Here is a 21,552-nt window from a genome sequence, read left to right as displayed (position 1 = left end):
TGGGTGAGCCGCCGGCAGGGGCCGGCGGCAAGCGGGTTTCTAGGCGCGACTCGGTAGGGTGTTCAGCGACCCAGCAGGCCGCTGTTCGGGTGGCAGTTCAGGTACTCGAAAAACTGCGCCTGGGGCGGGATCACCGCGACCTCGTGGTACAGCCGCAACTGGACCTGGAAGTTCAGGGCCTGCACGTAGCGCATGAAGCCGCCGAAGATCGCCACATGGGTCGGGTGGGTCTTTGCCCAGCGCTCCAGGTTGCCCAGCTCGTCGAAGTAGGCGAGGCCGAAGGTCTTCTCCAGCGGTGCGCCATTGAGCGGGTCCAGCACCTGCATAAAGCGGCAATTCAGGCAGCCGATCTCGGCCCCCTGATCCCGCAGGAAGTGCATGCCGGTTTCCAGCACTGGCTGGATGTCCCCCAGGTACAGCGCCCGCTCCAGGTCGGTGGTGGCGCTCCAGTCCTGGCCCGAGCGGATCAGGCACAGGTTGTCCCGGCCGCGCACGCGCCGCCGTGGGCTGTCGTGCAGCGGCTCGGGCGACGTTTCGGCTACCAGGCCACCGGCCAGGGCATCGACCTGGGCGATGGGCAAGCGGTCCCGGGCGCTGCCCCAGTAACCGTGTTCGACAATCGGTGCGCTCAGGTGGCTGGCCAGATGGCCTACGCCCTCCGGCACCCCGACGGAGGAAAACAGCGTTTCGAAGCGGTCGGCCGTGGGGCACACCACTTCAAGGAACCAGCCCAACTCGCCATGCTCGCGTTCCGGCGCCTGCCACCATTGGGCAAAACCCGAGGTCTGGCGCCATTGGTCAAAGGCCTCGACATCGGCCCAGTAGGCGATGGCGATGCAGGTGTTGTAGCCCTGCGGGTCGACGCACTGGGCGGCGTCCCAATGCACAGGGCCAGCGGTGGCGGCGAAGCGCTCGGTGATCGGCGCCAGGTCGCTCAGGGCCACGGCGCCTTGTCGTTGTACGCCGAAGTAGGCCATCACCAGTTGGCCGATCAACGGGTCGAAACGTGCGGTCCAGGCAGGGAAGGGTGGCTGGTACTGCTCGGGGGTGGCGCTGTCACGCCGGCGCGGTTGGCGCAAGGCTTCAGGGATCGCGGATTCCACGTTACACCTCGCCGATGAGGGGGCTGGTATGGGCCGGTTCGCCCGGGCTCGCCTCCAGCTCCGGCGCCGGGGTGGCGCTGGGCAGGCTGAATTCCACCAGGCAGCTGTTGGCGGTGCGATTGAGCATCAGTCGGGTCACGTCCGGGCGCGAGTAATGGCCCACCGGGTCGGCGGCGGCCTTGGCGTAGATCAGTGCCGCCGGGTCGAGGGTGGCGTACAGCAGGCCTTCTTCATGCTCCCCCAGGGGCGTGGCCAGGTCGCTGCCGTCCGGGCCGAAGATCCGTGCGTGGCCACCACCGGCCTGGAGCAGGCTGTGCTTGGCTTCGGTGTCGCACAGCAGGTCGATCATCGCCGGCGAGACCACGGCGCAAGGGGCCAAGACAAAGCACTGGCCTTCCACGGCGTAGACCCGCGAGGCGGCGATGTTCACTTCAGGGCCCAGGGCCTGGGTGGCTTGGCGGTAGGCACTGAAGCTGGGCCAGGCGGCAACGTGGATCTGCTCGTTCTGGGCATACAGGGCGTACTTGGAGAGCGGCTGCAGGTGTTCCCAGCAGCACAGCGCGCCCAATACCCCCAGGGGCGTGTCGAAGGTGCGCAGGGACGAGCCGTCGCTTTCACCGAACAGGGTGCGTTCCACATGGGTGGCCTTGAGCTTGCGCCGCACGCCCACGGTCTGGCCCTGGTCGTCGATGATCCACTGGCCGATGTACAGGCTGCCGTTGACCCGTTCACTGTGCCCCAGTACCACGTAGATACCGGCCTGGCGTGCCGCGTCGCTGATGCGCCGGGCTTCGGGGCTGTCCAGTACCAGGGAGTTCTGGTGATAACGGTGCACCAGGGGCATGTGCCAGGCCGGGGCGTCGAGCCAGAGGAACCACGGGTAGCCGGGGATCCAGGTTTCCGGGAAGGCGATCAACTGGGCGCCGTTGGCGGCGGCCTCGTCGATCAGGGCAATGGTTTTCTGCACCCCGGCTTCCAGGTCGAGGAAGGCGGGAGCGGCTTGCACACAGGCGACTTTCAACGGTTTTTGCATGGCGATGGACTCAGGCGGTTGCGGTGAGCAAAAGCCTAAGGCGCTTGTTTGCCGGGCCATTAGGACCCAGAGGAAGCGATACTTGTCCGCTAGGGCTCAGGCCTTGGGGCTGGTGCCGGAATTGCATCGAAAATCGCTGAAAGCCCCCGCCGAGCAGGTCGAGCAACATGAGCACCCAGTTTGATACCCGCAGCGTCGAGCCCCGTCATCGCCTGGATTACTGGCAGGAAGTGGTGTGCAACACCTTTGTCGAACTCGACTGCAACTTCCCCAATCGCGAGCAGTTCCATGGTCATTTGCACGCCCATGAAGTGGGCGGCCTGTCGCTGGTGGAGGTGTCTGCGTCGGAGCAGAGCGTGGTCCGCGACGCTCGGCGCATTGCCCGCGGCGACCAGGAACGGGTGCTGCTCAGCCTGGCCCATGAGGGCCGTGCACAAGTGTTGCAGGAGGACCGCCAGGCCTTGCTGGATGTGGGCGGTTTTGCCATCTACGACACCCGGCGTCCCTATGAATTGCACTTTGATGGGGCGTTCCGCCAGACCGTGGTGCAGATTCCCCGGGCCAGCCTGCACCAGCGCCTGGGTAACATCGAGTACCTGACCGCGTTACCCCTGTCACGGAACAACCCATTGGATCGGCTGGTGTTCGACTTCTTCGCCGGCCTCTCCCGGCTTGACGGGCAACTGGCTGAGGCGCAGCAATTGCGCCTGGCCGAGCAGGGCCTGGACCTGCTGGCCATGGCCTTGTGCGAGCGTGGCAAAGGCCAGGTGCAGCCCGGGTCGCGGCGCACCGCCTTGCTGTTTCGGATCAAGGACCATATCCAGGTGCGGTTGGCCGACAGTGACCTGAGCCTGGGGGGCGTCAGTGCCCATTTCGGCATCAGCTCGCGCTACACCAACAGCCTGTTCCAGCAGGAGCAGACGTCCTTCGGCCGCTACCTGCTGGCGGCGCGGTTGCAGCGCTGTGCCCGCGACCTGCGAGAGCCGGCCCTGGCTGGCGCGCAGATCAGCGAAATCGCCTACCGCTGGGGTTTCAGCGACATGGCGTACTTCAGTCGGGTGTTCAAGGCACGGTTCGACTGCTCGGCCCGCGACTACCGTCGCCGCGAGCCCGGCGGCTAAGGCGCGCCGCCGGCAGATGCCGGGCCTGAAGGGATCAGGCCCGGGCGGGGGGCTGTCTTAGAGTTTGAACTTGGCCACCAGGGCGTTGAACGACACCGCCAGGCGCGACAGGTCTTGGCTCGAGACGCTGGTCTGGTTGGCGCCCGCAGCGGTCTGGGTCGACAGGTCCTGGATGTTCAGCAGGTTGCGGTCCACTTCACGGGCCACTTGGGCCTGCTCTTCGGAGGCCGAGGCAATCACCAGATTGCGCTCGTTGATGGTCGAGACCCCGGCGTTGATCTTCTCCAGCGCCGCCCCGGCATGTTCCGCCAGGCCTTGGGTCTGGGTCGCCAGCGCCAGGCTTTTGCCCATGGCTGCCACGGCGCCGTCGGCCCCGGACTGCACGGTGCCGATCATGCCTTCGATCTCCACGGTGGATGCCTGGGTGCGATGGGCCAGGGCCCGCACTTCGTCCGCCACCACGGCAAAACCACGGCCTTGCTCACCGGCACGGGCGGCTTCGATGGCGGCGTTGAGGGCCAGCAGATTGGTCTGGTCGGCGATGCTGCGAATCACTTCCAAGACCTTGCTGATCTGCCGGATGTTGTCGGCGAGCACGGTCACCGCCTGGTTGGAACCGGTGATCTCGCTGACCATGTGGCCGATGCCCTTGACCGTTTCCTGAACTTGGGACTGGCCTTGTTGGGCGTCGTCGCTGGCGGTGCGCGAGGCTTCGGAGGTGGACACGGCGTTGCGCGCCACTTCTTCCACGGCCGCGGTCATCTGGTTGACCGCCGTGGCTGCTTGCTGGATTTCATCGTTCTGGCGGGTCAGGCCGCGGGTGCTTTCTTCGGTGACCGCGCTCAGTTCTTCGGCAGCCGAGGCCAATTGGTCCGAGGCGCTGGCGATCTGCTGAATGGTGGTCTTCAAACCGTTCTGCATGCCGGCCAAGGCATTGAGCAACTGCCCGGCTTCGTCGTGGCGGTCGCTGCTGATGTGGCGGGTCAGGTCGCCTTCGGCAATCTGTTCGGCGCAGGACACCGCCAGGGCCAGGGGACGGGTGATCATGCGGGTGATCAGGATGCCCAGGGCGATGGCCACCAGGAACGCCAGGATGATGCCCACCAACAGCGACACGGAAGCGGTCTGCTTGAGGTCGTCGGCGGCCTGGGCGCCTTCACGGATCTGTCGGTTATTGGAATCGATCATCACCCGCAACAGGCTCCGGGCCTCGCGGAAGTCGGCGATGTTGCTGCCGTTGAGCAGCACGCGGGCCTGTTCGAAGTTCTTGCTGTCGAGCAGCTCGACGATCTTCTTCGAGCTGGCGATGTAGCCCGGCCAGATGCCGTCGAGCTTGTCGCCGGCGGCGCGTTCGTCATCTTCCAGCGGTGTGGCGCGGTACGTCTTGTAGGCCTTCAACGCGTTGTTCAAGTCGCTTTCCAGGGATTCGTGCAAACGTTTGTTTTCTGTGGCGTCCAATTCGCCGCTGTGGGTGTCCACCAAGCGGTACAGGCCACGGTTGTGGGCGGTCAGGCTGCCCAGGGTCTCGGCGGTATTGGCCACCGATACCAGGTTGTTAGAGAAGGTCAGCGACAGGGCGGTTGCCAGTTTGTTGATGCCCAGCATGCCGCCGGCGCCGATCAGCAGGGTGATCAGGGCACAGAGGACAAACGCGGTGAGCAGTTTGGTGGAGAACTTGAAGCGGTTGAGAAGGGACATGGGCAACACTCAGCGGTCTGGATGGCGGCCAGATGATTGGCAGCAAAGGGGGAGTCAGGGGGTAATGATGTCATAGTGACACTGCTGCGCTGAAGCGGTTCATCTTTTCTCACCGATTTTTTCTGCTCGGGTTCACAGGTGTCGCTCGCCCCTCAGGCGGGGGCTTGAGGGGGCGAGGGGGGTCCGCCTGCCGAGCTTATTCCAACCCCTGAAGAACCTGATCCAGGGTGTCGACCAGCAGGTCGCAGTGTTCGCGTTCGAAGATCAGTTGCGGGCGGATTTTCAGGATGTTGGCGTGGGGGCCGGCGGCGCTGAGTAACACGCCGCGTTCGCGCAGGCCGTTGACCACCCGTGTCGTCTGCTCGCTGGCCGGGGTCTGGCTGGCGCGGTCGCTGACCAGTTCCACGCCGAGGAACAGGCCGGCGCCGCGCACGTCGCCGATCAGCGGGTGGCGGTGGGCCAGGGCCTCGAAGCGGCTTTTCAGGTAGGCGCCCTGGGTGGCGCAGTTGTGCAGCAGGCCTTGCTCCTGGATTACGTCCAGCACCGCGTTGGCGGCGGCGCAGGACACCGGGTTGCCGCCAAAGGTATTGAAATAGCGCGCGGTACGGCCGAACTCGGCAATCACCTCGGCACGCATCACCGCAGCGGCGATTGGCTGGCCGTTGCCCATGGGTTTGCCCAGGGTGACGATGTCCGGGGCCAGGCCGTGGCGTTCAAACCCCCACATCTGCGCGCCGGTGCGGCCGAAGCCCGATTGCACTTCGTCGGCGATGTACAGCAGGCCTTCACGGCGGGCCAGGGCCACGGCTTCGGCCATAAAGCCCGGCGGGTCGGCGAACACCCCGTCACTGGCGAAAATACCGTCCAGTAGCAGGGCGGCCGGCTGGATGCCGTGGGCCCGCAGGTCGTCGATGGCCGCTTGCACGTCCTCGGCAAAGATCCGGCTGACATTCTCTGCCCCCAGGCGATAGGCGTCGGGGGCCCTGACGGTGCGCACGTTGGTCCCCAGGGGCACGCCGGCGCCGAGGGACGGCGAGGCTGCGGCGATCTGTTCGGTGACCCCGTGGTAGGCCAGCTGGGTGACGATCAGGCCGCTGCCGCCGGTGTGGTGGCGGGCAATGCGCAGGGCCAGGTCGTTGGCCTCGCTGCCGGAGCAGGTGAACATCACGTGTTGCAGGTCGGCGGGAAAGGTCGCCAGGAGTTTTTCCGCGTAATCGAGGATGCCCTCATGCAGGTAGCGGGTGTGTGTGTTGAGCACCTGGGCCTGGGCACTCAGGGCCTGTACCACTCGGGGGTTGCAGTGGCCCACGGAGGCAACGTTGTTGTAGGCGTCCAGGTAGCGTTTGCCCTGGGCATCGTAGAGCCAGACGCCGTCACCGCGCACGATGTGCAGTGGGCGTTCGTAGAACAGCCGGTAGGCTGGGCCCAACAGGCGCTCGCGGCGTTCGATCAACGCCCGTTCGGCGGCGGGCAGGCGGTCGGCGTCGGCGGCGGTGAAACCATTGAGCATGGTCATTGCGGGGTCTCCTGTTGGCAGGCTTGACGGATCTGTTGTTGGGCCACGTCCCGGGGCAGGGCGGCGAACCCGCGCAGGCCGCGCCAGGCCGCGGGGGCATTGCGCAGAATGTAGGCGCGGTTCTCCGGGTACAGCGAGGCGCGCCAGTGGGTGATGGCCACGGTCATCACCAGGCGTGCGGCGATCAAGTCGAACAGCAGTAGCTGTTCCTGTTCTTCCAGCGGGCAGACCCGGTGATAGGCGCCGATCAATTCACAGGCCGGGGCCAGCGGGTTGTCTTCGCTGCCTAGTTGGTAGGCGGCGGCAACCGCGAGGTCGTTGATCAGCGGCGCGTGCACCATGTCGCCGAAGTCGATGATGTTGCGGATCAGTTCGTCCTGGCCCTGGTCGACTATGACGTTGTGCAGGTTCAGGTCGTTGTGGATCACCTGGGCCCGCAGGCCCTTGAGCCGGGGCTCGGCATGCTGGCGGAAGTTGTCGAAGAAGTGCTGGGCCAGGCGCTGTTCCTCGGGGTCCTGGATGTACTGCACCAGATCCCCCAGACGCCCGCAGTGCTTGATGTCCCACAGCAGTTCATGACCGGCCGCAGGGTGGAAAAAACCGCGCAAGGCCAGGCCCAGGCGGGCCAGGTGGGTGCCCAGGGCAATGCGCAGTTCGCGGCTGGGCTCGCTGACCCGGACCAGGGGCCGGCCCGGGGCAAAGGACAGCAGGCGGGCCAGGACCCGGTCGCTGCCCAGTTCGACCCAGACCTGATAGTCACCGTTGAGGGCCGGGTAAATGCGTTGCACCGGCAGGCTCGGGTCGCAGGCGAGGATGTGCAGCAGCGCGCGGTTCTGGAAGTCCGCGACCTCGGGGTCTTCCACCGGGTTGGAGAGTTTCAGCAGCCATTGGCCGCCATCGGCGTCGTGCAGGTGAAAGTTCAGGTCTCGTTCGCCGGCCAGGCGTTCGGCCCGGGCCTGCAGGCCGAAATGGCTCAGGGCCACGGCTTCGGCCTGTTGCTCGGTGGCCTCGGCGACGGCGGCACTGAGCAGTGCATCAGGGCTGGCGGGGGTAGGGCGGGTCAGGGCATTCACGGTGGCGACAACCTCATGGGAGGGCAGCGAGAACCCCGGGGCGGGCCTCAAGACGATGACGCGACCTTAGGGCAGAAATGGCCCTAGGCTTTATAGCCAGGTGTGTTTTTTTGATAAGGCCAGTTGTGGCGGTGCAAAAGGGGCTGACAACCCCGGTTGCCGGCTTTAGTCTGCGAGCCTTCCTCCTGCCACCACTGGGCGCCGCCTATGCCTTCGCTGCTCCACGACCTGCTGATCGGCACGCTTGAACGGGGCTCCGAGCTGAGCCTGCAGCGGCAGATTTGCCAGGTGATCCAGGCGTCGATCCTGCAAGGCCACTTGCCGGTGAATTACAAGATGCCCTCGACCCGGGCCCTGGCCGAGCAACTGGCGGTGTCGCGCATCACCGCGGCCCTGGCGTATGAGCGCCTGACCGACGAGGGCTACCTGTACACCCGTCCCGGCAGTGGCACCTTTGTCGCCGACACGCTGCCCCAGGGGTATGACCCGCGGCAGGCCCCTGTCGTGGCCGGTGCTGAAGCCGAGGGGGTGCTGTCCCGGCGTGGCGCGGGGATTACCGCCCGGGTCACGGCCCTGGCCCAGTCCGGCGGAGCCTTTGTGCCGGGGGTCGCGGATGCCGAGGCGTTTCCGTTCCACATCTGGCGGCGCCTGCAAAACCGCTATTACCGCAAGCACCCCAGTGCCTTGAGCGGTTACGTCGAGCAGGGTGGTTATCGCCCCTTGCGCGAGGCCCTGGCGGCGTACCTGTATGCCTCGCGGGCGGTGAAATGCACCGCGGCGCAGGTCATCGTCACCCAGGGCACCCACCAATCCATGGACCTGATCGCCCGGCTGTTGACCGACCCCGGTGACCGGGTGCTGGTGGAGACGCCGACCCATTGGGGCGCACCGGTGGTGTTCGCGGCCGCCGGCCTGCAACTGATGCCCCTGGAGGTGGATGCGGATGGCGCCTGCTTGCCCGAGGACTGCTCTGCGCCGGCGCCGCGCTTTGCCTTTATCACACCGTCGCACCAGTACCCCAGCGCCAGCATCATGAGCCTGCAGCGGCGCCGAGAGTGGCTGGCCTTGGCCGAGGCTCGCAAGCTGTGGGTGCTGGAGGACGACTACGACAGCGAGTTCCGCTACGACATCGAGCCGCTGCCCTCGCTGCAGGGCCTGGACCGCCATCAGCGGGTGATTTACCTGGGCACCTTCAGCAAGGTCACCTTCCCGGGGATGCGCCTGAGTTACCTGGTGCTGCCCGAGGCCTTGGCGACGGCGTTCAGCCAGGGCCTGACCCAGCTCTACCGCCCGGGTTTCCTGCCGATCCAGGCAGCCATGGCGGACTTTATGCGCGAGGGCCATTTCGCCCGGCATATCCGCAAGATGCGAGCGGTCTACGCGGCCCGTCGCAGCCTCTTGCAGCGCTGCCTGAAGGCCAGTTTTGGCGACGCCGTGAGTTTTTCCTCCGGGCAGGCGGGGCTGCACCTGGCGGTGACCCTGGGCACACCGGCCTGCGTGCAACGGATGATCGAACGGGCGCCGGAACACGGCCTGACCTTGCGCGGCAGCTATCACCTGGACCCGCAACGTGGCCATGACGCTCTGCTGGTGCTGGGCTACGGCGGGGTCAAGGACAGCGAGATCGAAGCGGCGGTGGGGCGCTTGAAAACCTTGTATGAGCAGGTGCGGCAGGCCGATGCCGTTGACGGATGCCCTGCATGACGCTGATCGACACACCGGGACTTTGCTTTAGGATAGGCGGCTCTTTTTTTGGCCCACAGGGAGTAATGGCTGGATGAACGACTTTGATTTTGCTCAATTGCAGGCCGACCTTGAGGTCGCGGCACGGGTGGCCCTGGCGCAGATCGCCAGTGAGCACCCTGACGAAACCCTCTGCAGCTTTGCCCTGTACAGCGATGGCGATGCGATGACCGCCTGCGTCGCTATCAATACCTTGAGCCACCTGCAGCGCCACCAGGCGGAAAACCCCGACGACCAGGCGTACTACAAGTTTTCTCCGGCGGAATGGCACTTCGAAGGCGAGGGCGCCGATCACGAGATCGAGCAGATCTGCACGCGGTTGCGGGAGCGGGTACTGGCCACCGAAGACGACCCCGATTTTGATGCGTTCCGCGAGCGCGTGTACCAGACCTGTGTCCTGGCCCTGGACAACCTGCGTAACCAGGGCGTATTCGCCCCTTGGGGCGATGACTTCCTGCTGGTGTTTGCGGTGTCCGACAGTGACCCGGAACCGGCCGAGGAACTGGCGATTATCACTCGCCTGAACTCGACCGCCACGGTGGATGAGTTCAAGGCGTGGCTGGCGACCTGGCGCGAGTAAGCGCTGCGCACCGCCGTGATCAAGGTTGGGTGGCGGGCAGCCGGGCAATGAAGCAGGTGCCGTTTTGCTCCGTCGACGTCACGCTCAAGGTGCCGTTGTGCGCCACGGCGATTTGCGCAGCGATGTACAGGCCCAGCCCCAGGCCTTCGCCTTGCTGGCCCGCTTCCGAACGGGTGAAGGGTTCGAACAGGCACGCCAGCAAAGACGGTGGGATCGGCGGGCCCTGGTTGGTGACAGAGAGGGTCAACAGGCCGTCTTCGATCAGCGCCCTGACCTGGATCGGCGTGTCTCGCGAGCCGTGGGTGACCGCGTTGCTCAGCAGGTTGGAGAACAACTGGCTGACCCGCAGCACGTCGCAATACAGGCCTGAAGGCACGTCTAGCAGGGCGTCTATCCGGGCGCTGGGGTTCGAGGCGCGGATTTCATCCAGGCTCAGTTGCAGGCTGGCTTGCAGGTCATTCACCAGGCTGGGTTGACTCGGAATACCGCTGCCCATCCGGCCCCGGGCAAAGTCCAGGATGTTTTCGATCAAGGCACCCATGCGCGCGGAGCTTTTGCGGATGGCCGAAATCAGGTTCAACGAGCGCTTATCGGCGGCTTTGCTTTCCAGCAGGTCGGTGCTCATGCGAATGGCACTGAGGGGCGTTCGCAGGTCGTGCCCCAGGACCGCGACAAACTGCTCGCGAAGCTTGCCCAGTTTGTGCGCCTCAGCCAACGCCACCTGGGTGTCTTCCAGGGTGTTCTGGCTGTCCAGGTTCATGGCGATCAGTTGGGCGAACAGGGTCAGGGTCTGGGTGATGGTTGCGTCCTGAAGCTCGGCCGGCAGCGAATCAATGGCGCACAGGGTGCCGAAAAAGGCCCCGTCGGCCCTGATGATCGGAATCGAGATATAGCTTTCGAGCCCGTAGGTCCTGGGGGTGTGATGCAGCGAGAACACCGGGTGCGCACTGGCCTGGCCGAAAATCACCGGTTGCCGGTGCTGGCGGATTTCATGGCAAATGGTCGATTCCAGCACCAGTTCGCCACCGGGTTTCAAGCCGAAGTCGATGGAGTCATCCACCGCACAGGCCACCCATTTCTGCTCGGTGACCCGCGCCACGGCGGCAAAACGCATGCCCGTGATGTTTTTGACCAGGCTGAGGATCACCGGCACGGCATCGATGCGCTGGACCGCGTCCACGTCTAAAGCAATTTCTGAATGGGGCATCGGCGTGACTTCAAACCTTGGCAAAGGGTGGGACGCTGGCGACGCTCTCCTGCTTAGAGGGGCTGCCGCCAGCCTGCATATGGACGGGAGTTTAGTGGCGAATTAAGACAGGGTCCGACATTTTAATCGGCATGCAACATGCCATGTGGGGCGGGAGACGTGCACCTGTTTTTCGCGGCCAAGCGGCGTGGCGACCGCAAAACGAACACGCCACTCGGCTGAGTGGCGTGTGAATTACGTGGCGGCAATGCCCGCGCCGGGCGTGCCGATGCCGGGGTTCAGAACAACGAAAAGGCGTAGCTGGCGATCAGGCGGTTTTCATCGATGTCGCGGCCATCATCGCTGCGGTAGGTGGCGTTGCGCAGGCGGATGGACAAACCCTTGAGCCGGTCTTGAAAGGCGTAGCTGACGTCGATGTCGCGCTCCCATTCCTTTTCTGCACCGGGTTTGTCCAGGCCGGAACCGCGGATGTAGGCGGTGAAGAAGCTCAGCCCGGGAATGCCCAAAGCCGCGAAGTTGTAGCCGTAGCGCAGTTGCCAGCTGCGTTCGCCGGCGCTGCCGAAGTCATGGTATTGCACATAGTTGGGCAGGTAGGGGTTGTTGATGTAGGGAAAACCGGTGGCGCCCTGCATGACTTGATAGGTGGCCAGCAGGCTGTGGCCGCTGTCCAGGTTGTAGCCCAGGGCGGCGGAGTAGGCGCGGTTGTCGACCTCGCCGGCCTTTGCGGCGCCGATCTCGCGACTGGAAAACGCCCGCACATCGGTGGTGATTTTGCCGCTGCCCAGGCGCGTGGCGTGAACCAGGCCGAAGAATTGCTGGCGGTACACGTCATCCAGTGCACCGTAGTAGTAGCTGGCGCTCAGGGTCGGCGTGAGCTGATAGCTGCCGCCCCCATAACGAAAGTGCTCGCCGATGCCGGTGGCGCGATAACGCCCGTCCTTGGTTGCGATGGCGATGTCCCGTTGGTCGGTGGAGTCCGGGGTGACCGTCTTATCAAACTGGGCGAGGTTCAGCGTCAGGTGTTCGATGTCGCCGGAACTGAGCTGGGTGCCCTGGAAGGTCTGGGGAAACAGGCGGCTGCCGTTGAATTGCAGCACCGGCACCTTGGGCAGTGCAATGCCATAGCTGAGGGTGGTTTTCGAAAGCCTGGCCTTGGCCGCCAGCCCGCCCTTGGCGTACTCGCCAGCCGCCTCGCCGGACGCACGCCGGGGCAGCAGGCCACTGCCGGTGCGGTCGGGGCTGGAGTCCAGCTGGAAGCCGGCATAGCCCAGGGCATCGATGCCAAACCCCAGGGTGCCCTGGGTAAACCCCGATTCGTAGTTCAGCAGGAAGCCTTGGGCCCATTCGTCTCGCTTGGAAACGCCGGCGCCGTCTCGAAAGTCGCCGTTGTAGTAGAAGTTGCGGGCTTCCAGGCTGGCCTTGCCGTCTTCGATAAAACCTTGGGCCAGCGCGCCCAGGCTGCAGCAGACGCCGGGTACGAACAGGGCGATAGACAGGGTACGGTTCATTTTTATTATGTTCCTGGCACGACGAGGCGCTGTTCGGTACAGGACCGAACAGGCACTCGATTAACGGGAAGTGAGGGGGGAGGGGGTTAAGCCTTGTTGCCCAACTCTTGGGCGAGTTTTTCGCGGTCCAGCTCTTTTTCCCAGGCGGAGACCACCAGGGTGGCGACCCCGTTGCCCACCAAGTTGGTCATGGCCAGCCCGGTGCCCATGAAACGGTGGATGCCGAGGATCAGCACCATGCCCGCGACGGGCACGATCGGCACCACCATCAGGGTGCTGGTCAGCATCACGAAGGCCGCGCCGGACACGCCACTGGCGCCCTTGGACGTCAGCATCGCCACGACCACCAGGGTCAATTGCTGGGACAGGCTGAGGTCGATGTTCAACGCCTGGGCAATGAACAGCACGGCCATGGTCAGGTAGATGTTGGTGCCGTCCAGGTTGAACGAGTAACCGGTAGGGATCACCAGGCCCACCACCGGTTTGGAGCAGCCCAGGCGCTCCATTTTGTCCATGATTTGCGGCAGCACCACTTCAGAGGAACTGGTGCCGAGTACCACCAGCAATTCCTCTTTGATGTAGCCGAGGAAGCGCAGGATGCTGAAGCCACAGAGCCGGGCGACCCCGCCGAGCACCACCACCACAAAGAACACGCAGAGCAGGTAGAAGCTGCCGATCAGCTTGAGCAGGGGCAGCAGCGATTCCACACCGTAGGTGCCGACGGTGAACGCGATGGCGCCAAAGGCACCCACGGCCGAGAGTTTGGCGATGATGTGGACGATGCGGAAGAACACCCCCGACAGGCCTTCGATGATCTCGTACACCGGCTTGCCTTTCTCGCCCATGGCCGACAGCGCGCAGCCAAACAGCACCGAGACCAGCAGGATGCACAACACATTCCCCTCGGCGAAGGCCTGGGTGAAGGTACTGGGGATGATGCCCATGAGGAAGTCGACCATGTGCAGGTGCTGGGCTTTTTCCGCGAACCCGGTCACGGCCCTGGCATCCAGGGTGTTGACGTCGACATTGAAGCCGCCGCCGGGGTTGAACAGGTGGCCGCCGATCAGGCCGATCAGCAGCGAGACCGTGGAGATGATTTCGAAATACAGCAGGGCCTTGCCGCCGACCCGGCCGACCTTTTTCAGGTCCCGCATGCCGGCGATGCCGGTCACCACCGTGCAAAAAACCACGGGGCCGATGATCATCTTGATCAACTTGATAAACGCGTCGCCCAGGGGCTTGAGGTCTGCCGCGAAGTCCGGCCAGAAGTGCCCCACCAGCACCCCGACGATGATCCCCAGCAGGACCTGGAAATACATCGCGCGGTAGAAGGGTTGCTTGGTTTTGGCGTTGGGCCGGGGCGGGGCTCCGACCTGATCAGTCACAGGGATAGGGTTCATTAGCGTTACTCACTGCCATCTTATTGTTGGAGGTGTGGCAAAGGGTCGTGCGGTCAGCGGCCGTACAGTTTCAGCGGGTTGTCCACCAGGAGCTTATGACGCAGGGCCGGGTCGCTGCAGAAGTCCAGCATCAGGTCCACCAGGCCACCGTCGTTGGGCATGTCTTGAGTGATATTCGGGTGTGGCCAGTCGGTGCCCCAGAGCACCCGGTCCGGCGCGGCCTGGATCAGGCGTTCGGCGAAGGGGATGGCGTCGGCGAAGGGCCGACGACCCACCGACACGCGCTCGGCACCGCAGACTTTGACCCAGGCCAGTGGATTTTCCATCAGGTCGAGCAGGGCCAGGAAGGACGATTGTTCAAGGCCGTCCTGTGCCTTGATCCGCCCCATGTGGTCGATGATGAACGGCACGGGGATGCGTTCCAGGCGCTCGACGTGGGTCAGGATGTCTTGCGCGTCCAGGTGCAGCACCAGGTGCCAGCCCAGCGGGGCCAGCCGCTCCACGGTGCGGTCGAAAACCTCCAGGTCGGGGCGCCCCCCAGGTGTGCGACAAAGTTGAAACGCACCCCGCGCACCCCGCCGGCGTGCATCTTGGCCAGTTGGGCGTCGGTTTCGCTGCCATCGACGATGGCCACACCGCGGTAGCGCCCGGCGCTGCGGGCAATGGCGTCGAGCATTGCGCGGTTGTCGCTGCCATGGCAGCTGGCCTGGACGATCACGGCCCGGCTGATGCCCAGATGATCGTGCAGCGCCCGCAGGGTTTCATAGGGGGCGTCGGGCGGGGTGTAGCTGCGGTCGGCCGCATAGGGGAACTGCGCGGCGGGGCCGAACACGTGGCAGTGGGCATCCCAGGCACCCGCAGGCAGGGCGTGGGTGGGCGTGCTGGGGTTGGGGTCCGGCGCCAGGCAAGTTTTCATCAGGTATCCCTTATTGGTCTGTGTTTGAAAGCGATGGCTGATGGTCAGGGTTGCCAGCGTGTCGAACAACAGAGCCTGGGTTCTAGCAGTTATGCGGTTTTTGCATGCCTGTTGTCACGGTATGCAGATTTCGCGAACCACCGCCAAGGTTTTCTCGGCCAGGCGGGTCAGCGGTCGCTGCTTGGAGGTGGCAATGAACAGGTGGGTGGGGATGGCCGGTTCGACAATCTGCGCGGCTTTCAAGCCGTCGGGCAGGCTGTCGCTGCCGGCCAGGGCCGAGCGGAACAGCACGCCGTAGCCCATGTTCAATTTGATCAACTCCAGCAGCGACGGAATGCTGTCGATTTCCAGGCACACGTCCAGCGCCAAGTCATGGCGCGAGGCCTGGGTCTCGATCAAGCGCCGCAGGGAATGGGGTTCGCTGGGAATGATCAGGGGATAGCGCCCGAGGTCGGCCATGGGCACGGTGTGCGGCAGGTCCGAAGCGCTGGCGCCGATCAGCATCAGGGGTTCGGAGTGGAGGTGCTCGTAGTGCAGTTGTGCGCTGAGAGCCGGGTTGAACAGCAGGGCGAAATCCAGGCGGCCGAGCAACAGCCATTCGCGCATCGAGTGGCTTAAACCTTCCTTGATGCCCAGGGAGCAACCGGGAAACTGCTCACGAAAGGCGGACACCAGGGCCAGGGTGTGGCAGCGGGAAATGCTCGGTGGCAGGCCGATCACCACTTTGCCGGACAAGGTGTCGCGCTGCTCGCGCAACTCTTCGCGAGCCACTTGCACCTGCCGCAAGATCCCTTTCCCGTGGTCGAACAGGCGCTGGCCCGACGCCGTCAGCAACACCCCTCGGCCATTGCGCAGCAGCAGGTGTTCTTGCAGTTCGACTTCCAGTTGCCTGACCTGGCGGCTGACCACCGATTGGGAAATGTTCAACACGGCAGCGGCCTTGGTGAAGCTGCCGAATTCGGCGACCCGTACGAAGCATTCGAGTTGTTTTAAGTCCATGAGCCGCTCGCGAGGGAAAAAAGTCATGGTACTGGTTTTTTTCTTCGTCGCTTTCGCCGGCGACACAGCCACACGCGGCCACCATTCGTCAGCAAGGCCCCTTGACCCTGCTTGACAGCCAGGCGCGCGAGGCAAATACTCGCCACAAAATTCATATAGATGACTAGATAGCAAGGTGCATAAAGTCGATGAATTCCCTCTCCAGTGATGTTCGCCTGCCCCTTTACCAACGCCTGCGTGACCACTTGGCCCAGCAGATCGCCAACAACCGCTGGCGCCCGGGAGAGGCCATCCCCACCGAGGCCGCGCTGTCGGCGGAATACCAGCTGTCCACGGGCACCGTGCGCAAGGCCGTCGATGCGCTGGTCAGTGAGGGCATCCTGGAGCGCCAGCAAGGTCGCGGGACCTTTATTCGCCGGCCTCAGTTTCAGTCGTCGCTGTTCCGGTTTTTCCGCTTTCAAACTGCGGCGGGCGAACGCCAGGTGCCCGAGAGCCGGATTTTGTCGATCGAGCCGGTGACGGCGCCGTCGGCGGTGGCCCAGGCGTTGGGGCTGCCCCTGGAGGCGCCGGTGATTCGTATCGTGCGGGTGCGTCTGCTGGAGGTTCAGCCGGTGCTCGCGGAAGAAATCTGGCTGCCGCGCAGCCGCTTTCAAGCGTTGCTGGAGATCGACCTGAATCGCCAGGGGCCGTTGCTCTATCCGATCTACGAAGAGGTCTGCGGCCAGGTGGTGGCCTATGCCGAAGAAACCCTGACCGCCGAATCGGTGAATGACCTGCATGCGCGGTTGCTGCAGGTGCCGGTCAACAGCCCGGTGGTGGTGATCGAGCGGCTGGCCCGTGACTACGCCGGTACGCCGTTGGAGTGGCGCCGTTCACGCGGGCATGCCGAGCATTTCCGCTACAGCGTGGACATTCGCTAACCCGTGCCCGGCTAGCGGCTCTCTCAGCGGCGAATCGTTCGCCGCTGTTTTTATCGTGTTGTTTCCCTGACTGGCCCAGCAGCGGTGCGGTTCGCTCTCGGCTGCCTCTCGTTTCACTTATAAGGATAAGAACCATGTTCAGTTGGTATCGCCAAGTCACTCCTCGGGAGCGCAAAACGTTTTGGGCCTGCTTCGGCGGATGGTCGCTCGATGCACTGGAAGTACAGATGTTCGGCCTGGCGATACCGGCGTTGATCGCCGCGTTCGCCTTGACCAAGGGCGATGCGGGGTTGATCAGCGGCGTCACCCTGGTCACCTCGGCCATTGGCGGCTGGGTCGGCGGAACCTTGTCCGACCGCTACGGCCGGGTGCGCACGCTGCAATGGATGATTCTGTGGTTCTCGTTCTTCACATTCTTGTCGGCCTTCGTCACCGGCTTTCACCAACTGCTGATCGTCAAGGCGTTGCAGGGCTTCGGCATTGGCGGGGAGTGGGCGGCCGGTGCGGTATTGATGGCCGAAACCATCAATCCCAAGTACCGCGGCAAGGTCATGGGCACGGTCCAGAGTGCCTGGGCGGTGGGTTGGGGCCTGGCGGTCGGGATCTTTGCGCTGATCTATTCCTTCGTGCCGCAAGACATGGCCTGGCGGGTGATGTTCATCATCGGCTTGCTGCCGTCGTTCCTGATCATCTGGGTACGGCGTAACGTTGAAGAGCCCGACAGCTTCCAGCGCCTGCAAAAAGAACAGGTCATTCCACACAGCTTCTTCAAGTCCCTGAGCGGCATCTTCCGTCCGGAGCTGATTCGCGTGACCTTGTTCGGCGGCCTGCTGGGGCTGGGCGCGCATGGCGGTTACCACGCGGTGATGACCTGGTTGCCGACCTTCCTCAAGACCGAGCGCAACCTGTCGGTGCTGAACTCCGGCGGCTACCTGGCGGTCATCATCTTTGCCTTTTGGTGCGGCTGCGTGGTCAGCGGGTTCTTGATCGACCGCATTGGCCGCCGTAAAAACATCGTGTTGTTCGCGCTGTGCTGCGTGGTCACCGTGCAGTGTTATGTGTTCCTGCCGCTGAGCAACACTCAGATGCTGTTCCTCGGGTTCCCGCTGGGCTTCTTTGCGGCGGGTATTCCGGCGAGCCTCGGGGCGCTGTTCAACGAGCTGTACCCGGCGGACGTGCGCGGGGCCGGGGTGGGCTTCTGCTACAACTTTGGCCGTGTGCTGTCGGCGGTGTTTCCGTTCCTGGTCGGGCACATGAGCGACTCCATGTCTTTGGGGTCGGCGATTGGCATCGACGCCGGGATTGCCTACGGCGTGGCCGTGATCGCCGCGCTCTGCCTGCCGGAAACCCGTGGCCGCAGCCTTGAAGCCAGCCCCCCACCAGCGTCGCCCAGCATCCATGGCGATGAACGCGCCGCGGCCTGATGACCTTTACTTTCGATAGATGAAACCCATGCCCGATACCCGTTCCACGCCGATCACCGGCATCGATGCCCATGCCCATGTGTTCAGCCGTGCGCTGAACCTGGCCGCCACCCGGCGTTACACCCCCGGCTACGACGCCATGCTTGCGCAGTACCTGACGCATCTGCAAAACCACGGCTTGAGCCATGGCGTGCTGGTGCAGCCGAGCTTCCTCGGCACCGACAACAGTTACCTGCTGGCGGCGTTGCAGCAGGCGCCGGAGCAACTGCGTGCAGTGGTGGTGTTGGAGCGCGACGTCAGCCGCAGCGTGTTGGATGACATGGCCCGACAGGGCGTGGTCGGGGTTCGCCTGAACCTGATGGGCAAAGCCTTGCCCGACCTGCTTGACCCGGCCTGGAGGGATTTCTTTGGTCACATCGCCGCCCTTGGCTGGCACATCGAGCTGCACCGCCACGTGGAGGATTTGCCCGGGCTGGTCCGCCAACTGCTGCCCTTCGGCAGCCCGCTGGTTATCGACCATTTCGGCCGCCCGGATGCGCGCCTGGGCCTGGATCAACCCGGCTTTCACCAGCTGCTGGAATTGGGGCTGGGCGGGCAACTGTGGATGAAAGTGTCCGGCATCTATCGGCTGGCAGGGACCGACCCGCAGAACCTCGACTTTGCCCGTGCGGCTCTGCCACTGCTGGTACAAAGCTTCGGCCCGCGCCGGCTGGTCTGGGGCAGCGACTGGCCCCACACCCAACACGAAGCAACCGTCGGTTTCGGCAGCGTGGTGGAGCAACTGGCGGCGCTGGGCTGCTCGGCGGCATTAAGGCACGCGCTGCTGGTGGAGGCGCCGAGCGTGTTGTTTGGTTTTGAGGGTGGGCGGGGTTAGGCGTTGAAAGGCCGCGGAGCGGGGTAGGGGCGATTACATTGGCTGGCGCTTCTTTCCACACTGACCGAGCGCTTGGAAAGGTAGTATGGCCACCCGCAAGCTCGGGTGCTAAAGGACGAAAAGTAGAGAATTATGGACAATCAACGTGATGTGCAGCGCGTAATCGTTGCGTTCTTGATCATTATCGCCAGCCTCGGCGGCATTGCTTTTGTTGGCTGCCTGGCCAGCCCTCCCGGTTTTTTCCCTGGCCTGAGAATGGTGCTGGCGATCATCGCCCTAGGGCTGACCTGCCTGCTGTGCTACCCGCTGGTGATCGCTTACTGGCTGGTCTCCGGTCGACCGACCAGCGTGCGCAACCTACTGGTTATCCATACCGTGGCATTAGGCGCATTTGCGGCGTGGTATGGGGTGATTGTTTTTGATTGAGGGGCGTGAATCGCCCCGGATTTCGTAGAGACCTCCAAGCCTTGAAATGAGGTCCATAAAAAGGTGCCATATGCGCCTGCATCATCGTCGTGCCGACGTCTTCCTCGTCCCATCCAGCGCACTGAGGAGGCTTGAGCGGCATCTGTTAGCCCCGGCAGCTTCCTCGACTGTTGCGAAGAAATAAATTGCCTCTGGCTTTCGTACTCACAAGGTGACCGCTGTTGGCTGAAAGCAGCTGCTTACAAGGGCAGAGCTCGGCCAGTTTTCCTTAAAAATGAAGAAGATGCTCATCTCAAGAGCTTGGCCGCGGTAAGGCCGATTGCCCAGTCCTCCAAAGCACATAGCTCAGCGTTGAATCCGACGCTCCAACACTCACTCTGCCCCCCGCCCCTTACGGTTTTGTCGTCCTGACTTTTGATGTCGACAGTTCCCCGTCCGATGAAATTAAGCAGTTCTCTTACACATAAAATTGCTCGTCATACATTTGTATAGTCGAACGTTCAGTGGTGTGGAATATGACGATTTTCACCTTCGTCGAACGTGCATACCCTTCGAATAGGCAGTGTCGATTACTAAAACAAAAGGAGACGAGCTATGCCTATTCAGTCAGAACACGATCCGCGCTTGAAGCGTGCACTCAAGACGCGACACATCAGCATGTTGGCCCTCGGCGGGGTCATTGGCGCAGGGTTATTCGTAGGCTCCAGCGCAGTCATCGCTTCAACCGGTCCAGGCGCTTTTATCACTTATGCCATCACCGGTCTCATCGTTGCTCTCGTGATGCGCATGCTCGGTGAAATGGCTGCTGCGCATCCTTCAAAGGGCTCGTTCGTTGACTACGCTCGCATGGCTTTTGGCCGGCCGGCGGGTTACATGACGGGTTGGCTCTACTGGTATTTTTGGGTCATCGTCGTCGCTTCGAAGCCGTTGTCGGCGGGCAGATCATCAATGGCTGGTTCCCTGATGTACCGGTCTGGGTGATTGCCCTTGGCCTGATGGTCAGCATGACCCTGCTGAATCTGATGTCGGTGCACTCGTTCGGGGAAGCCGAATACTGGTTCGCCGGCATCAAGGTCGTGGCTATCGTGGTATTCCTGGCCGTTGCGGGGGCTTATGTCTTCAACCTGTGGCCGGGATCGACCGCAAGCTTCAGCAACCTTACCGCGCACGGTGGATTCCTGCCCCACGGTGTAGCGTCGCTGTTCACCGGAGTCGTCGTGGTCATCTTCTCGATGACCGGCGTGGAAGTGGCCACCCTCGCCGCGGCCGAGTCCGAAGACCCTTCACGCAACATCCGCAAGGCTGTGAATACCGTGATGGTGCGGATTCTGGTGTTCTTCGTATTGGCGACGTTTTTCATCGTGGTTGCACAGCCTTGGACGGACATCGTTCCAGGCAAGTCCCCCTTTGTGACCACCCTTGAACGCATCGGCATTCCTGGTGCGGGCGACATGCTCACCGTGGTGATTTTGGTGGCAGTGCTGTCGGTACTGAACGCCGGGCTGTACACCTCGTCACGCCTGCTGTTTGTGCTTGCTTCTAATGATGAGGCACCGCGCTGGGTCGCTGCCGTCAGCAAAAGGGGCGTTCCGGTACGTGGCGTGCTTGCTTCGACATTGGTGGGTTATGGATGTGTGGTCATCGCGGCACTCTGGCCCGACACCGTATTCCAGTTCCTCATCAACTCCTCCGGCACGGTGTTCCTGTTCGTCTACCTGGTTATCTGCCTGTCGCAAATCAAGCTTCGCCCCAAATGGGTGGCAGAGGGGACGCTGAAGTTTGCCATGTGGGGCCATCCCTGGCTGCCGCTGTTAGTCACTGCCGCGATTATTGCCGTACTGGTCAGCATGGCCTTTGACCCGACGATGCGTATCAGCCTTGTGCAATGCCTGCTTGCGATTGCTGCAATAGCTGCCTCCTACGCTCTGTTGCGCGCGTCTCGCGCCCGTCGCAGCAACGCCACCGCCAAGGCCGACCCGGCCAGCAGTCTCTAGCGTACACAGCCGTTTCA

The 21,552-nt window shown here is 63.5% G+C and carries 16 protein-coding genes and 2 pseudogenes; 8 read left to right on the top strand and 10 right to left on the bottom strand.

Annotated features, from left to right (window positions below; translation table 11 throughout):
• Positions 1–62: 62 nt before the first annotated feature.
• Together M1B35_RS00240 and M1B35_RS00235 are read right to left on the bottom strand one after the other, a co-directional pair.
• Positions 63–1,103, bottom strand: a complete 1,041-nt coding sequence (locus M1B35_RS00240; protein WP_268260864.1) for a phenylacetaldoxime dehydratase family protein — start codon at positions 1,101–1,103, stop codon at positions 63–65.
• A gap of 1 nt (position 1,104) precedes the next feature.
• Positions 1,105–2,136 carry a nitrilase gene (locus M1B35_RS00235; RefSeq protein WP_268260863.1) on the bottom strand — a complete coding sequence of 344 codons (1,032 nt, stop codon included), beginning with the start codon at positions 2,134–2,136 and terminating at the stop codon, positions 1,105–1,107.
• 167 nt (positions 2,137–2,303) lie between these two features.
• Between M1B35_RS00235 and M1B35_RS00230 the strand changes: the two genes are divergently transcribed.
• Positions 2,304–3,257 carry an AraC-like ligand-binding domain-containing protein gene (locus M1B35_RS00230; protein WP_268260862.1) on the top strand — a complete coding sequence of 318 codons (954 nt, stop codon included), beginning with the start codon at positions 2,304–2,306 and terminating at the stop codon, positions 3,255–3,257.
• Between the two features lie 57 nt (positions 3,258–3,314).
• Here the strand turns inward: M1B35_RS00230 and M1B35_RS00225 are convergent, their stop codons facing one another.
• The 3 genes from M1B35_RS00225 to M1B35_RS00215 form a co-directional block, all read right to left on the bottom strand.
• Positions 3,315–4,955: a methyl-accepting chemotaxis protein gene (locus M1B35_RS00225; protein ID WP_268260861.1), complete on the bottom strand. Its 1,641-nt coding sequence runs from the start codon at positions 4,953–4,955 to the stop codon at positions 3,315–3,317.
• A 196-nt stretch (positions 4,956–5,151) separates the two neighbouring features.
• Entirely contained in the window at positions 5,152–6,471 is a 1,320-nt protein-coding gene (locus tag M1B35_RS00220; protein ID WP_268260860.1) for an aspartate aminotransferase family protein, read from the bottom strand.
• Positions 6,468–7,544, bottom strand: a complete 1,077-nt coding sequence (locus M1B35_RS00215; protein ID WP_341870137.1) for a phosphotransferase — start codon at positions 7,542–7,544, stop codon at positions 6,468–6,470. The genes M1B35_RS00220 and M1B35_RS00215 overlap by 4 nt, the downstream gene beginning before the upstream one ends.
• Before the next feature lie 207 nt (positions 7,545–7,751).
• On the opposite strand from M1B35_RS00215, the gene pdxR reads away from it, so the two are divergent.
• Both pdxR and M1B35_RS00205 read left to right on the top strand, forming a co-directional pair.
• Positions 7,752–9,248 (top strand): MocR-like pyridoxine biosynthesis transcription factor PdxR, encoded by a 1,497-nt coding sequence (gene pdxR, locus M1B35_RS00210; RefSeq protein WP_268260859.1) that lies wholly within the window; start codon positions 7,752–7,754, stop codon positions 9,246–9,248.
• 73 nt (positions 9,249–9,321) lie between these two features.
• Positions 9,322–9,867 carry a DUF4303 domain-containing protein gene (locus M1B35_RS00205; protein WP_268260858.1) on the top strand — a complete coding sequence of 182 codons (546 nt, stop codon included), beginning with the start codon at positions 9,322–9,324 and terminating at the stop codon, positions 9,865–9,867.
• A 19-nt stretch (positions 9,868–9,886) separates the two neighbouring features.
• Here M1B35_RS00205 and M1B35_RS00200 read toward each other — a convergent pair whose 3' ends face one another.
• From M1B35_RS00200 to M1B35_RS00180, 5 genes and pseudogenes are all read right to left on the bottom strand, one after another.
• A complete protein-coding gene (locus M1B35_RS00200; RefSeq protein WP_268260857.1) occupies positions 9,887–11,074 on the bottom strand; it encodes a GAF domain-containing sensor histidine kinase in 1,188 nt (395 codons plus the stop codon).
• 278 nt (positions 11,075–11,352) lie between these two features.
• Entirely contained in the window at positions 11,353–12,582 is a 1,230-nt protein-coding gene (locus M1B35_RS00195; RefSeq protein ID WP_268260856.1) for an OprD family porin, read from the bottom strand.
• Between the two features lie 86 nt (positions 12,583–12,668).
• Positions 12,669–13,982 carry a dicarboxylate/amino acid:cation symporter gene (locus tag M1B35_RS00190; RefSeq protein WP_268260855.1) on the bottom strand — a complete coding sequence of 438 codons (1,314 nt, stop codon included), beginning with the start codon at positions 13,980–13,982 and terminating at the stop codon, positions 12,669–12,671.
• Positions 13,983–14,035: 53 nt separating this feature from the next.
• Positions 14,036–14,898 (bottom strand): annotated as a pseudogene (locus M1B35_RS00185) (amidohydrolase family protein).
• A 114-nt stretch (positions 14,899–15,012) separates the two neighbouring features.
• The gene (locus tag M1B35_RS00180) at positions 15,013–15,897 is read right to left on the bottom strand and encodes a LysR family transcriptional regulator (RefSeq protein WP_123335876.1); all 885 of its coding nucleotides are present in this window, start codon (positions 15,895–15,897) and stop codon (positions 15,013–15,015) included.
• 188 nt (positions 15,898–16,085) lie between these two features.
• On the opposite strand from M1B35_RS00180, the gene M1B35_RS00175 reads away from it, so the two are divergent.
• The 5 genes and pseudogenes from M1B35_RS00175 to M1B35_RS00155 all read left to right on the top strand — a co-directional run bounded on the left by M1B35_RS00175 (position 16,086) and on the right by M1B35_RS00155 (position 21,535).
• Positions 16,086–16,817: a GntR family transcriptional regulator gene (locus M1B35_RS00175; protein ID WP_268260854.1), complete on the top strand. Its 732-nt coding sequence runs from the start codon at positions 16,086–16,088 to the stop codon at positions 16,815–16,817.
• A 134-nt stretch (positions 16,818–16,951) separates the two neighbouring features.
• Entirely contained in the window at positions 16,952–18,241 is a 1,290-nt protein-coding gene (locus M1B35_RS00170) for an MFS transporter (protein ID WP_268260853.1), read from the top strand.
• 28 nt (positions 18,242–18,269) lie between these two features.
• Positions 18,270–19,115, top strand: coding sequence for an amidohydrolase family protein (locus tag M1B35_RS00165; protein WP_268260852.1), 846 nt, complete (start codon positions 18,270–18,272; stop codon positions 19,113–19,115).
• Positions 19,116–19,247: 132 nt separating this feature from the next.
• Entirely contained in the window at positions 19,248–19,541 is a 294-nt protein-coding gene (locus tag M1B35_RS00160) for a hypothetical protein (protein ID WP_123335885.1), read from the top strand.
• Positions 19,542–20,135: 594 nt separating this feature from the next.
• A pseudogene (locus M1B35_RS00155) lies at positions 20,136–21,535 on the top strand (amino acid permease).
• The last annotated feature ends 17 nt before the right edge of the window (positions 21,536–21,552 follow it).

The organism is Pseudomonas morbosilactucae, from assembly GCF_023241665.1.
Taxonomy (GTDB): Bacteria; Pseudomonadota; Gammaproteobacteria; order Pseudomonadales; family Pseudomonadaceae; genus Aquipseudomonas; species Aquipseudomonas morbosilactucae.
The sequence above is the reverse complement of the archived record's forward strand: the minus strand, read 5'-3'. Positions and strand labels throughout refer to the sequence as shown.

What these genes read in the sequence shown, in the direction of transcription:
- M1B35_RS00235 (WP_268260863.1), bottom strand. Translation starts at nt 2,136, where the DNA reads ATGCAAAAACCGTTGAAAGTCGCCTGTGTGCAAGCCGCTCCCGCCTTC.
- M1B35_RS00230 (WP_268260862.1), top strand. Translation starts at nt 2,304, where the DNA reads ATGAGCACCCAGTTTGATACCCGCAGCGTCGAGCCCCGTCATCGCCTG.
- M1B35_RS00225 (WP_268260861.1), bottom strand. Translation starts at nt 4,955, where the DNA reads ATGTCCCTTCTCAACCGCTTCAAGTTCTCCACCAAACTGCTCACCGCG.
- M1B35_RS00220 (WP_268260860.1), bottom strand. Translation starts at nt 6,471, where the DNA reads ATGACCATGCTCAATGGTTTCACCGCCGCCGACGCCGACCGCCTGCCC.
- pdxR (WP_268260859.1), top strand. Translation starts at nt 7,752, where the DNA reads ATGCCTTCGCTGCTCCACGACCTGCTGATCGGCACGCTTGAACGGGGC.
- M1B35_RS00205 (WP_268260858.1), top strand. Translation starts at nt 9,322, where the DNA reads ATGAACGACTTTGATTTTGCTCAATTGCAGGCCGACCTTGAGGTCGCG.
- M1B35_RS00200 (WP_268260857.1), bottom strand. Translation starts at nt 11,074, where the DNA reads ATGCCCCATTCAGAAATTGCTTTAGACGTGGACGCGGTCCAGCGCATC.
- M1B35_RS00195 (WP_268260856.1), bottom strand. Translation starts at nt 12,582, where the DNA reads ATGAACCGTACCCTGTCTATCGCCCTGTTCGTACCCGGCGTCTGCTGC.
- M1B35_RS00190 (WP_268260855.1), bottom strand. Translation starts at nt 13,982, where the DNA reads ATGAACCCTATCCCTGTGACTGATCAGGTCGGAGCCCCGCCCCGGCCC.
- M1B35_RS00180 (WP_123335876.1), bottom strand. Translation starts at nt 15,897, where the DNA reads ATGGACTTAAAACAACTCGAATGCTTCGTACGGGTCGCCGAATTCGGC.
- M1B35_RS00175 (WP_268260854.1), top strand. Translation starts at nt 16,086, where the DNA reads ATGAATTCCCTCTCCAGTGATGTTCGCCTGCCCCTTTACCAACGCCTG.
- M1B35_RS00170 (WP_268260853.1), top strand. Translation starts at nt 16,952, where the DNA reads ATGTTCAGTTGGTATCGCCAAGTCACTCCTCGGGAGCGCAAAACGTTT.
- M1B35_RS00165 (WP_268260852.1), top strand. Translation starts at nt 18,270, where the DNA reads ATGCCCGATACCCGTTCCACGCCGATCACCGGCATCGATGCCCATGCC.
- M1B35_RS00160 (WP_123335885.1), top strand. Translation starts at nt 19,248, where the DNA reads ATGGACAATCAACGTGATGTGCAGCGCGTAATCGTTGCGTTCTTGATC.